We start from the raw sequence: 14204 nt of genomic DNA on the forward strand, positions 1-14204 counted from the left end.
ATTTAAAAGTAATACAAATTTACCCCTTCGTTTTTTTATTGCCTATAATTTATTTTTTAGATACTTTTTGTGCGATCTGAGTCGTATTTTTGAGCTAATTAGAGATTTTTAATACAAATTCCAATACAAATATTGCTTTGGGTGATCTAAATCACACAATTTGTATCAAATAGGTATTACAATTCGTTTCGTTGAAGTGTAACCGATTTTATTTGTGGGACTTGTGGAAATAGGACAAAGATTATGAAAATGACAACATTAACGAATGCATCTTTGATGACATTGCAAACTACGTTTGCTAGTCGCGATGATGCTATTCATGCACTAACTGAAAAGTTAGATCAGCAAGGTAAACTACATAACAAAGAAGAATTTTTAGCGGCAGTATTTGCGCGAGAAGAACAAGGGCCTACCGCTTTAGGTGAAGGACTTGCTGTACCGCACGGTAAATCTGATGCAGTAAAAGAAGCAAGCTTTGCCGTTGCTACTTTGAAGCAAGATTTAAAGTGGAAAGGTATTGATGAAGATGAAGACGAAGATGTTAATTTAATCTTCTTACTTGCGATCCCTAATGCTGAAGCTGGTTCGACACATATGCAAGTGTTGACTGAATTAACAACCACTTTAGTGGATGATGACATTCGTGAAGCTGTACTTAATGCGACTACTCCTGAGCAAGTGCTTGCTTTATTAGACGGTAAAAAAGCCGCTAAGGAACAAGTTGAATTAGATTCAAGCAAACCAACCGTTGTTTGTGTGACAGCTTGCCCTGCAGGCATTGCACATACTTATATGGCTGCTGAATATTTAGAAAAAGCAGGTAAGAAATTAGGCATTAATGTCTATGTTGAAAAACAAGGTGCAAACGGCATTGAAGACCGTTTAACTGCTGCACAATTAAATGAAGCAGTTGCCTGTGTTTTTGCCACTGAAGTATCTATTAAAGATATTGAACGATTTGATGGTATCCCACGTGTTGAAACAGCAGTGGCTGAGCCTATCAAACATGCAGAGCGCATTCTTAATGAAGCCTTAGAGGCGGCTAAAAACGGAACGGGCGCAGAGCGTGTTGCACAGACTGAAGATAAACCTAAAAGGTTACCGCTTAAAACAGAATTGAAACGTGCTTTATTGAGTGGTATTTCATTTGCTGTTCCATTAATCGTTGCCGGTGGTTCAGTATTGGCTATTGCCGTATTGATTGCTCAAATTTTCGACCTACAAGAACTGTACGGAACAGATGGTTCATGGCTATGGATGTACCGTAAATTAGGTGGCGGTATGTTAGGCACCTTGATGGTACCGGTATTAGCAGCTTATACCGCTTACTCTATTGCTGATAAACCTGCATTAGGTCCTGGTTTTGCTGCGGGTCTTGCGGCTAACTTAATCGGTTCTGGTTTCCTAGGTGGTGTTGTTGGTGGTCTATTAGCCGGTTATGTAATGCGTTGGGTAAAAGAAAACGTACGTTTAAGCCCTGCATTCAACGGTTTTTTAACTTTCTACCTTTACCCTGTTATTGGTACGGTTGTAGTCGGTAGCTTGATGCTATTTGTTGTTGGTAAACCTGTTGCTTTCCTAAACCAAGGATTGACTGATTGGCTAAACAGCCTCTCGGGTAGCAACACATTGTTACTAGGTGCAATTATCGGTATTTTTGTATCTTTCGACTTAGGTGGTCCGGTTAATAAAGCGGCTTATGCATTCTGTTTAGGTGCGATGGCAAATGGTGTTTATGGCCCTTACGCAATATTTGGTTCAGTTAAAATGGTTTCTGCCTTTACTGTTACTTTCTCTACTATGATTGCTCCTCGTTTATTTAAAGAGTTTGAAATTGAAGTGGGCAAATCAACCTGGTTGTTGGGTTTAGCAGGTATTACCGAAGGCGCGATTCCTATGGCGATTGAAGATCCAATACGTGTTATCGGCTCATTCCTTGTAGGCTCTATGGTTACAGGTGCAATTGTTGGTGGTGCGGGTATTGGCCTTTCAACACCGGGAGCTGGTATCTTCTCAATCTTCTTATTGCATGACGCTGGGATCGGTAGCTTTATGGCTGCAGGTATCTGGTTCGGTGCTGCATTGGTTGGTACGGTTATCTCTACAGCAATGTTAATTACTTGGAGAGCACATCACGCTAAAAAAGAAAAATTAGCGGGCATGACTGCAACTAACTAATAAAAACAATGATTGGCATAGTGGGGGGGGCTCACTATGCCTTTTTGCAATTTTCTCAAAGTAGCTGGTTATTCTATCCATTAACCACTTATCTTAAGGTATAAAATTATGACTACATCTCGCGTACACATTACTCCACACATGCACTGGGATCGTGAATGGTATTTCACTACGGAAGAATCTCGTATTTTATTAGTGAACAACATGGAAGAAATCATGGGACGTCTGGAAACAGATCCTGATTACAAATACTACGTACTTGATGGACAAACTGCATTATTAGAAGATTATTTCGCTGTTATCCCTGGTGGTAAAGAGCGTGTTAAAGCATTGGTTCAAGCTGGTAAATTAATTGTAGGTCCTTGGTACTCACAAACCGATACGATGCAGGTTTCTGGTGAATCAATTGTACGTAATATGCTATATGGCATGCGTGATTGTTTAGCATTAGGCGAGCCGATGAAAATTGGTTATCTACCAGATTCTTTCTCAATGAGTTCTCAATTACCAATGATCTACAACGGCTTTGGTATTGACCGTACTATGTTTTGGCGTGGTTGTTCTGAACGTCACGGCACTAACAAAACTGAATTCTTATGGCAGTCAAATGACGGTAGTGAAGTCACTGCGCAAGTACTTCCTTTAGGTTATGCAATTGGTAAATATTTACCAGAAGACAAAGATGCATTAACAACACGTTTAGATACTTACTTAAAAGTATTAGAAAACGCGTCTGTGACTAAAGATATCCTATTACCGAATGGCCATGATCAAATGCCTATTCAAAAAAATATCTTTGAAGTGATGGACATCTTACGTGAAGCATATCCTGACCGTGAATTCTTGATGAGCCGTTTCGAAGATGTATTTGAAAAAATTGAAGCTAAACGTGATCAATTAGATACCATTAAAGGTGAATTTAACGATGGTAAATACATGCGTGTTCACCGTACTATCTCTTCTACTCGTATGGATATTAAGCTTATTCACGCTGAAGTTGAAAACAAAATTGTTAATATTCTAGAGCCACTTGCTTCAATTGCATTTAAACTTGGTTTTGATTATCACCATGGTTTAATTGAAAAAATGTGGAAAGAAAGCATGAAAAACCATGCTCATGATTCTATCGGTTGTTGTTGTAGTGATAAGGTTCACGCTGAAATCTTAAATCGTTATATTCTTGCTGATGATATGGCCACTAACCTGATTAATTTCTACAAACGTAAAATCGTCGATCATATGCCAGAAAAAGAGGGCTGTGATAAATTAGCATTATTCAACTTATCGCCTTATGCACGTGAAGAAGTTGTTAATACAATGATTACGATTCGTGCTCAAGAATTTAAAATCTTTGATGATGCCGGTAATGACGTTGAATACTTTATTGAAGATCAGCAAGAAATTGACCCAGGTAAAATTGACCGTCAAATTGTACATTACGGTAACTATGACCCGTTCATGGAATTCAATATTCAATTGAAAGTTAACGTACCGGCGATGGGTTTCACTACATTACATGTCCAAGCTAATGAAAAAGGCGCGCTACAAGTTGCTCCACAAAATGAGCAAAATGTATTAGAAAACAGCTTCTACAAAATTACTGTGAACAATGACGGTACGTTGGCTGTCTTCGATAAAGAAACAGAACAAACATTTGAGCAGGTATTACGCCTTGAAGATGGCTCTGATGATGGCGATGAATACGATTACTCTCCTTCACGTAAAGAGTGGTTGTTATATTCAAATGACTTTGATGTTGAAACCAATGTAGAGCATCAAGCATTACAATCTGTTGCGCATATTAAATTCCGTATGAATGTGCCTACCAACCTTGAGTCACGTGAACAACGTAGCAACCAAGATGGTTATGTTGATGTGGTCTGTCAGGTTGTATTAAAACAAGATACCCGTCGCATCGAAGTTCGCATGGAATTAGATAACCAAGCTGATGATCACCGTGTACGTGTGCTTATCCCAACACCATTTGTAACCGATACAGTTGTGGCTGATAACCAATTTGGTCTGATCACTCGTACTACTGATGACCCTGCAATGCAAGTTTGGGAAGCAGAGAAGTGGAAAGAAGCACCAGTACCTGTTTACCAATTAATGAACTTTGCTGCGCTTGAGAATGGTCAAGCTGGAATGGCTGTGATGACCAATGGTTTACGTGAATTTGAAGTCATTGCTAATGAAACTGAACAGCGTGATACATTTGCACTGACCTTATTCCGTGGTATCGGTGTGTTGGGTAAAGAGAATTTATTACTTCGCCCTGGTCGTCCATCTGGTATCAAGATCCCTGCTCCTGATTCGCAAGTACGTGGTAAAATTGTTTGCAAATTCACCTTGTTTGGGTTTGCTGGTGATCATATTACTGCTAATGTAATGGCTGAAGCACGTGATAACGTCACACCAATACAGTGTTACAACAAAATTCCATTTAATGCGATGAAATTAAATGTGGGCGAGAAAAACATTCCATTAACTTATAGCTTATGTAGCGCAGAGAAAAATGGTTTAGTGTTAAGTGTTCTGAAAAAAGCTGAAGATGAAGATGCGTTAATTATCCGTGTTTATAACCCTTCAGAAACAGAAACAGAAACAGTTCAAGGTGATATTGAATTTACAACACCGGTAACTGAATGGTTAGAAACCTTAATGGATGAAACGCCAAAACCGGGCGCAGTCGCTCAAAAATCGCAAAATTTTGGTGCTTTAGGTCCATGTCAGGCTAAAACGTTCCGCGTTAAGTTTTAATCATAATGGAGCAATACACTTAATGAGTTGATTCGCTCCCTTGATATAAACTATTTTTTAGTTAACTATAATTAGAACCCCTCGCCAGAGGGGTTTGTAGGTGAAATGATGAAAATTGTTATTGCCCCTGATTCATTCAAAGAATCACTTTCTGCTGCTGACGTAGCAACCTGTATAGAAAATGGGTTTTCAGAAGTTTTCCCCGATAGTGAATACATTAAAATCCCACTTGCGGATGGCGGTGAAGGAACCGTTGATGTATTGGTTGATGCGCTTAATGGTCAAAGACAAAACCAAACTGTGCGCGGCCCAATTAAAGGTGCTGTTAACGCCGTTTGGGCCTTGCTGGATGATGGCCAAAGTAAAACTGCATTAATTGAAATTGCAGCGGCTTCCGGCCTTGATTTGATAACACCAGAACAACGTGATCCATTGATAGCGACCAGTTTTGGTACTGGCCAATCAATATTACAAGCGTTAGACCTTGGTGTGCAAAAAATCTTGATTGGTTTAGGGGGCAGTGCAACCAATGATGGTGGCGCAGGAATATTGCAAGCATTAGGTGGTAAATTATTAGATGCACAGGGTAGTGAATTACCTGTTGGTGGCGCTGCATTAGCTAACCTAGCGAGTATTGATTTAACCGATCTTGATAAACGTTGTGCCAATGTTGAATTTATTGTTGCCTGTGATGTATCTAATCCATTAACAGGTGAAAACGGTGCTAGTGCTATTTTTGGTCCACAAAAAGGTGCCACTGCAGAGATGGTTGAGTTACTTGATAATGCCTTAAGTCACTTTGCCGACATCGCAGAAAAAACAACGCATATTAATCACCAACAAAGTGTTGGTTTTGGCGCGGCCGGTGGTGCACCTTTAGGTTTGTCATTAGCGTTTAATATTCAAATAAAAGCCGGTATTGATATGGTATTGGATATCTTGAATGTCGATGAATTACTTCAAGGTGCTGATTTAGTCATTTCCGGTGAGGGCATGATGGACAATCAAACGTTGAACGGTAAAGCACCCTATGGTATCGCTCAACGCGCAGTACAACGAGGTATACCTGTGATTGCTATTGCGGGTTCTCTAGGCACTGAAGTTGATGCTTTGTATGACTCGATGGGCAGTATTTTTGGTACGGTGAGATCACCACAATCGCTACCGCAAGTATTAGATGAAGCAGATAAAAACTTAACGCGTACCGCAAGAAACGTAGCGGCAACATTAGCGATGGGAAATAAACTTTCTATTAAATAACTATTTTTAAATAACGACTTTTAAATAACTATTTTTAAAATACTACTTATAAAACTAAAAATGAATTAATAAGGGCGCATCATGACTCAAGTACTTTCACCTTGCTTTTTCCCCATGGAAAACGTGATCCAAGATTATATATGGGGAAGCCGTACTTCTATTAGCAAATTATTAGGCATTAATAACCCAGAAAACAAGCCTCAAGCTGAAATCTGGATGGGGGCACATGCTAATGGTTGCTCTAAAATTATCAACAATGGCAATACACAGCTTCTATCAGATTTTATAGCACAAGACAAAGATGCTATTTTAACACCTAAAACTAATGCCCAATTTGCCGAGCTACCTTATTTATTTAAAGTATTAGCTGCAGGCGAAGCGTTATCGGTGCAAGTTCACCCAAGTAAAGCGCAAGCTGAAGCTGGTTTTGCAAAAGAAGAGGCAGCGGGTATTTCGCGTAACGCTGGTAATCGCAATTATAAAGATCCAAACCATAAACCTGAATTGGTTTATGCATTAACACCTTATCAAGCAATGAATGGCTTCCGTGAGTTCGAACAGACTATCGAATTATTTAAAAAAATCAATGTGGCAGCAATTGGTGACCTTGTTGATGCGTTTTCTTCTTCTTTAGATTCAGCAGGATTAGAAACATTTTTTTCTGCGTTACTTTCTTTAAAAGGTGAAGTAAAAGAATGTGCTGTCAATGAACTGCTTGAATATGCCAATGAAAATAAAGAAGACCCATTATTTGCGCTTATTTTGGAACTATCACTTCAACACCCCGGCGATATTGGTTTATTCACCCCATTAATGCTGAATGTGATCACGCTACAACCTGGTGAGGCTATGTTCTTATATGCATGTACACCACATGCTTATTTGAAAGGCACGGGTCTTGAAATCATGGCAAATTCTGACAATGTATTACGAGCCGGATTAACACCAAAGTATATGGATGTTGAAGAGCTTGTGGCATGTACCAAATTCGATGCTATCCCTTTTGATTCATTACAATTCACTCCTGAATTAAAAGAGGGGGGCGAGTATTACGCAATCCCAGTTGAAGATTTTAAATTTGCATTGTTTGAATCTATTACAGATTTATCGTTAACAGTTGATAGTGCTGAAATATTATTAGCTCTAGACAATGATGTCACCCTAACTCATGAAAGTGGCGAAACGGTTGTTATTAACAAAGGGCAATCAGTATTTATTCCTGCCTACACAAAACAATACCAGTTAACTTCAAGTGGCCGTGTGGCACGCGCATTTAACTAATATTCAACTAGTAAAGTGTGATTGATTTTCTATCTAACCATTACCATTCAAGGTGCAAAAATAATGCATATTGATTGGTAATGGGAATAAAAAAGAAAGCGGGTTTAAGTCATTAAATTGATTTGTTGGCCGTCGCGCTTTACATTCCTGCTTTCAATTGTATCTGCAATGATAAAATAAGCCTATTGACTCTTCATTCACACTTTATAAAATAAACGGCTTTTTTATTCATAAATACTGCCCGCAAATATATCTATAAATACAGCCACTCACTTTATATCTCTATTAATTTGAACTCTTTTTTCTCATCTTTCTGTGTATTGATTAAAGCTTTGCATAAGCCGACCTGAGCATTTACTATTTGAACCTAAGTTTTTAATTATCATTGCTTTGGGAATCATTATGTCAGCAAATTTATCGCAATTATTATCCATCATGCAGCAATTACGTACCCCTGAAACAGGCTGTCCATGGGATCTCAAGCAAACCTTTGATAGTGTGGTGCCACATACCATTGAAGAAGCCTATGAAGTCGCCGATGCGATTGCCAATAAAGATTTTGATGATTTAAAAGGTGAGCTTGGAGATCTGTTATTTCAAGTAGTTTTTTATGCTCAGCTTGCAAAAGAGCAAGGTTTGTTTGAGTTTGATGATATTTTAGTCGTTTTAAACGAAAAACTGATTCGACGCCATCCGCATGTGTTCTCGACCACTGAGTTTACCAGCGATGCTGAAATCAACGCCAATTGGGAAGCTGAAAAAGAAAAAGAGCGCTTAAAAAAAGCTAAATCATTAAATGCTGAAGAAAGTATTTTAGATAATATCCCATTAGCGTTACCGTCACTCACACGCGCTTATAAAATTCAAAAACGAGCTGCTAGTGTCGGATTTGATTGGGCTGAAATAGAACCTGTGATTGCTAAAATACATGAAGAGATAGATGAAGTATTAGTTGAAGTTAAACGAACTGATTTAACACCTGAACAGCAAAAATCGCGTATTGTAGATGAGTTAGGTGATTTGTTATTTGCTAACGTTAATCTCGTTCGTCATTTAAAAGCGAACCCAGAACAGGTTTTAAATCAAGCAAATCAGAAGTTTTCATCTCGTTTTCGTTTAGTTGAGCAACATGTAAAATCATTAGGTAAAGAGATGGGGGATTGTACTTTGAACGAACTAGATGCGATATGGAATGACATTAAAAAACTAAAAACTAAAAACTAAAAACTAAACGTTAATCCCAGTGAAATATTTTTCTCTTTTTTATTTTGTGGGGCTGATTTAATGCGTTATTAAAGTAATGACTCAGCTCTGCTTAACTTAACTGATAGACCTTGTCATAACAGCAGGGTGAAGATCCAGTTGATAAAGTGTTTAAAAGTTAAATTTTAACCCTATATCATTAATAGTAAAATTGTTGCATGGTTATGGGTTCGAGCAAGATGGTGAACTTAATCGTTAACTTGATATTGATGATGCTAGGTTTTTTATTTATTAATAATATCGTCTGATTCGTTTTGATAGCAATCTTTAAGTACCGCATAAGTACCGTTAAGTACCTTTTTATTCATTGAAAGTAGTGATTTATGACATTAATAGTTGGCCAAAATATCTTAATTGAAAAAATTGGGTGTGTTGAAATTGATTTCGCATGGCGCAGCCTTAAAAGTGATTTAAATTTAGCAATTTATGCTGTGCCTTTTAGCGATGGGAAAATACTCACTGAAAAAAATATAGCCCCTAATCAATGGCCACTCCCCAAAGCGGTGAGTCAAGATAAATCAGGTCGGCATTTTACTGTTCAATTCCCACAACTTGATGCAAAAATTGATCGTATTGCTTTTTATGGATTTTTACCCGAAAACAGTCGTTATTCTTTAAAGCAAATGAGCCACTTTCAAATTAGAGTTAATGACTTATCGCTTGGCAGGTTGGCAAAAATGGATGTTGAAGCGTTTGACGATACACATAAAAGCGTGTTGTTTTTTGAGTTTTATAAACATAACAATGCCTGGAAGCTAGGCTATAAAGCGTTGCCTTTAAAGACAAGTTATTTGACTACTTTAACCCAACTAGGGGGTAGTTTTATGACACCGGTTGCGCCTGAAAGCCCGCAAGCCACTTCAATACCATCGCATCAAGAAAGTGAAGCAGAAAGTGACGTTCCTTTATCTGCGAGCAATTTACTTGATAATGTGGAATTACAAAAAGGTCAGAATTTATCGCTTAGTGAACACTTTACACATTGCACCGCGATCACTTGTAAGCTTGATGTTGTGCCTAAAATCGATGATTTAGCTCTTAATGTAGTTGCTATTAATCGTGATAATAAAGTGAATAATATTAAAGACTTTCTATATCATGAAAATACAATATTACGTGGTGAAGGAGTAAAACTGAGCGATGCAGAAGTATCTATTAATTTAGATAAACTGCCTCAGGACGTCACTAAAATTCAAATATTAGTGACTCGGCGTGCCACGAGTAAGCGTATTAATAGTGCTGATTTTATTGAGCTGAGCGTAAGCAATACTTATACCGACCAAAAGATGGCGAAGTATGTCTGCGAAACCACTGATAAAAATTATAATACGATGGTGCTGCTGAACTTCTATCGTCATCAACAAGGTTGGTCGATTCGTGCCGTAGGCCAAGGATTTTCAGGTGGGCTAGATAAAATAGGTCAGCGTTATCAGTTCTCACCACCTAAGTTACGTTATGTAGCACCTAAAGCTAGCGTAGCATCGAACACGTTACAACAAGAGATCGCTTCCTTTGAAGTTGAGAATAAAACCGCCGTGGATAAATATAAAAAACTACAGTCTTTATCTTATTTATTGATGGGGATTGCCGCATTACTGGTTTTATTAACTTTTAGCCGGATTTTATTTTTACCGCTTGCCTGTTTGTTAGGTGGGCTAGGTTGGTTTTGTTTCCAACATGCATCTAAGTCATTAAAAACAATTCAAGATGAACGCTTTGAACGTTTAGTGCTCAACATGATCAAAGCAAATAACTATCAGCTCACACCTTTTGACATCGCAACTCATTGTCGAGTTAATATTGAACGCGCGACTGAAATGTTAGATAGCCTGTGCGACAAAGGACTTGGACATACCGCTATTAATAGAGAAGGTAATATTTTTTATGACTTTTCTAGCCTTAAAAATTCAACTTATTAAGATATAATAGCTAGCATTGCTAAGCATTCTATATTTGCATAATTTATAAAGATGTACTTTTGCTGGCGCAACATCATTTCTTAAACACTATGTTACGTTTATTGCTGCTTTCATTGTTAGGAAGAGAGGAGTTAAACCTTGTTTTTACAGGCAAAATAAATATTATGAGTAAATGCAGAGAAAAGATTGTCGAAAATAAGTGCGCTTGCTATAATGTCATCCCATCTAAATGTTCAATATTCTTCATTTTTGATAACAATGTCACATAACGTATAAACATCACTTAACTTAGCTAAGTTGATGATTTTTGCTGTGTGATTATTTTTATGTGGAATACCGGCTTCTTTCTACTCTTTAATTCTTAGGGTTACTATGACGACAAAATATATTTTCGTAACTGGTGGTGTTGTTTCATCACTAGGTAAAGGTATTGCAGCAGGCTCTCTTGCCGCAATTTTAGAAGCACGTGGTTTAGACGTGACTATTCTAAAACTTGACCCATATATTAATGTTGACCCTGGAACAATGAGTCCAACTCAGCATGGTGAAGTATTTGTTACCGATGACGGTGCTGAAACGGATCTCGATTTAGGCCATTACGAACGCTTTATTCGTACCAAAATGACTAAACGTAATAATTTTACAACCGGTCGTATCTATTCTGACGTATTGGCAAAAGAGCGTCGTGGTGATTACCTTGGTGCAACAATTCAGGTTATTCCTCATATTACTAACGAAATTCAAGCACGTGTTATTGCTGGTGGTGAAGGGCATGATGTCGCTATTGTTGAGTTAGGTGGAACGGTTGGTGATATTGAATCACAACCTTTCATTGAAGCGATTCGTCAACTAGCGTTAAAAGTAGGTCAAGCTAATGCTATGTTTATGCATTTAACATTATTACCTTACTTAAAAACAGCAGGCGAAGTTAAAACTAAACCAACGCAGCATTCTGTAAAAGAATTACGTAGTTTAGGTATTCAACCTGACATTCTTATTTGTCGTAGTGAAGTGAGCTTCCCTGCAAATGAGCGCGCTAAGATTGCGTTGTTCTGTAATGTGCAAGAAAAGTCAGTTATTTCATTACGCGATGTAGACTCAATTTACAAAATTCCAGCATTGTTAAAACAACAGGGTTTAGATCAAATCTGTGTTGAACGTTTTGGTTTAGAGTGCCCTGAAGCTGATTTAAGTGAGTGGGCAAAAGTTGTTTCTGAAGAAGCAAATACAACCAGTGAAGTTGTTATCGGCATGGTCGGTAAATACACTGAGTTACCAGATGCATACAAATCGGTTAACGAAGCCTTAAAACATGGCGGCTTAAAAAATGCTGCAACAGTAAAAATCAAATATATTGATTCACAAGATGTAGAAATTAAAGGTTTAGGCGTATTAGAAGGTATCGATGCGATCTTAATCCCTGGTGGGTTTGGTGAGCGTGGTGTTGAAGGTAAAATCTTAGCCGCGCAGTATGCTCGTGAAAATAAAATTCCGTATTTAGGTATTTGTTTAGGTATGCAAGTCGCACTTATCGAATACGCACGTAATGTTGCAGGCCTTAAAGATGCACATTCAACAGAATTTAATGCTGAGACTAAATATCCTGTTGTTGGTTTAATTACTGAATGGATTGATAAGTCAGGTGAAGTCGAACAACGTACTGAAGATTCTGACTTAGGTGGTACGATGCGTGTAGGCTCGCAAAAATGTCACTTAGCAGACAAGTCTAAAGTATTAGAAATGTACGGTAGCAAAGAGATTTTTGAACGTCATCGTCATCGTTATGAAGTTAACAATAATTTATTACCAGCGATCAAAAAAGCAGGCTTAAAAATTACTGGTTTATCAGAAGACAAAAAATTAGTCGAAATAATTGAGAACCCAGATCATCCTTGGTTTGTTGCTGCGCAATTCCACCCGGAATTCACCTCAACACCACGTGATGGACATCCGTTATTCAAAGGATTTATAAAAGCTGCGATAGATCATCAACAAGGTCGTTTTTTATAGTTTTTGTTGACCCGATCGCATTAGTTTGTTAAAAAATTACACAATAAAAGCTGCTCGATGTAATAGCAGCTTGTTTTAAAAAATTTTAAAATTTTATTTTTACTTAAACAAAGGAATAATCATGTCAAACATAGTTAAAGTACTTGGTCGTGAAATCATGGATTCACGTGGTAACCCAACGGTAGAAGCTGAAGTTCATTTAGCAGATGGTTCTATCGGTATGGCTGCTGCGCCATCTGGTGCATCTACTGGTTCTCGTGAAGCTCTTGAATTACGTGACGGCGATAAAGCTCGTTACTTAGGTAAAGGCGTACTTAAAGCTGTTGCTGCTGTAAATGGTCCAATCGCTGAAGCGCTAGCTGGTAAAGATGCACTAGCACAAGCTGAGCTTGACCAAATCATGATCGACCTAGATGGAACTGAAAACAAAGCTAAATTCGGCGCAAACGCTATCCTAGCTGTTTCTCTAGCTGCTGCTAAAGCTGCTGCAATCTCTAAGAAAGTGCCTCTATACGCTCACATTGCTGACTTAAACGGTACTTCTGGTGTTTACTCTATGCCTCTTCCAATGATGAACATCATCAATGGTGGCGAGCACGCTGATAACTCTGTAGATATTCAAGAATTTATGATCCAACCAGTTGGCGCTCCTAACTTCCGTGAAGGTTTACGTATGGGTGCTGAAGTATTCCATAGCCTTGCTAAAGTACTTAAAGCTGACGGTCACTCAACAGCTGTTGGTGATGAAGGTGGTTTTGCTCCTAACCTTGAGTCTAACGAAGCTGCACTTGCTGCAATCGAAAAAGCAGTTGCAAATGCTGGTTACGTATTAGGTAAAGACATCACTTTAGCGATGGATTGTGCTGCATCTGAGTTCTACGACAAAGAAGCAAACATCTACGACCTTAAAGGTGAAGGTAAAAAATTCACTTCAGAAGAATTTAACTTCTTCTTACAAGATCTTACTCAAAAATACCCAATCGTTTCTATTGAAGATGGTCTTGACGAGTCTGACTGGGATGGCTTTGCACACCAAACTAAACTAATGGGTGATAAAATCCAATTAGTTGGTGACGATCTATTTGTAACAAACACTAAGATCCTTAAGCGTGGTATCGACAACGGTATTGCTAACTCAATCTTAATCAAATTTAACCAAATTGGTTCTTTAACTGAAACGTTAGCTGCAATCAAAATGGCTAAAGATGCAGGTTTCACAGTTGTTATCTCTCACCGTTCAGGTGAAACTGAAGATGCAACTATCGCTGACCTAGCTGTTGGTACTGCTGCAGGCCAAATCAAAACTGGTTCATTGAGCCGTTCTGATCGTGTTGCTAAATACAACCAACTTCTACGTATAGAAGAAGCTTTAGGTGATAAAGCACCGTACAACGGTCTTAAAGAAGTGAAAGGTCAGTAATATTATTGCTTAACTTCGGTTAAGGCTAATATTCTACTTTGATTTATAAGTCCTCAACTTAGGTTGGGGATTTTTTTTGCCTGATGTTTTACGTAACTAAGTGGCTCTAGGCG

The 14204-nt window shown here is 38.2% G+C and carries 8 protein-coding genes; all 8 read left to right on the forward strand.

The features are described 5' to 3' along the window. Positions 1–243 precede the first annotated feature (243 nt). The 8 genes from mngA (at position 244) to eno (ending at position 14091) form a co-directional block, all read left to right on the forward strand. Complete coding sequence (gene mngA, locus H5084_RS02980; RefSeq protein WP_182689483.1) at positions 244–2178, forward strand: PTS 2-O-a-mannosyl-D-glycerate transporter subunit IIABC; 1935 nt, start codon at positions 244–246, stop codon at positions 2176–2178. 108 nt (positions 2179–2286) lie between these two features. Beyond that, positions 2287–4938 carry a mannosylglycerate hydrolase gene (gene mngB, locus H5084_RS02985; RefSeq protein WP_182689484.1) on the forward strand — a complete coding sequence of 884 codons (2652 nt, stop codon included), beginning with the start codon at positions 2287–2289 and terminating at the stop codon, positions 4936–4938. Positions 4939–5046: 108 nt separating this feature from the next. Then, positions 5047–6198, forward strand: a complete 1152-nt coding sequence (locus H5084_RS02990) for a glycerate kinase (RefSeq protein WP_182689485.1) — start codon at positions 5047–5049, stop codon at positions 6196–6198. Between the two features lie 81 nt (positions 6199–6279). Then, positions 6280–7479 carry a mannose-6-phosphate isomerase, class I gene (gene manA / locus H5084_RS02995; RefSeq protein WP_220485882.1) on the forward strand — a complete coding sequence of 400 codons (1200 nt, stop codon included), beginning with the start codon at positions 6280–6282 and terminating at the stop codon, positions 7477–7479. Between the two features lie 402 nt (positions 7480–7881). Further along, entirely contained in the window at positions 7882–8703 is an 822-nt protein-coding gene (mazG, locus tag H5084_RS03000) for a nucleoside triphosphate pyrophosphohydrolase (protein ID WP_182689486.1), read from the forward strand. A gap of 362 nt (positions 8704–9065) precedes the next feature. After that, positions 9066–10661 carry a TerD family protein gene (locus H5084_RS03005; protein WP_182689487.1) on the forward strand — a complete coding sequence of 532 codons (1596 nt, stop codon included), beginning with the start codon at positions 9066–9068 and terminating at the stop codon, positions 10659–10661. A gap of 372 nt (positions 10662–11033) precedes the next feature. Next, positions 11034–12671 (forward strand): CTP synthase, encoded by a 1638-nt coding sequence (locus H5084_RS03010; RefSeq protein ID WP_182689488.1) that lies wholly within the window; start codon positions 11034–11036, stop codon positions 12669–12671. A gap of 121 nt (positions 12672–12792) precedes the next feature. Continuing rightward, positions 12793–14091: a phosphopyruvate hydratase gene (eno, locus tag H5084_RS03015; RefSeq protein WP_028867294.1), complete on the forward strand. Its 1299-nt coding sequence runs from the start codon at positions 12793–12795 to the stop codon at positions 14089–14091. Positions 14092–14204 lie beyond the last annotated feature (113 nt).

Source organism: Psychromonas sp. SR45-3 (genome assembly GCF_014163575.1).
GTDB lineage: Bacteria > Pseudomonadota > Gammaproteobacteria > Enterobacterales > Psychromonadaceae > Psychromonas > Psychromonas arctica.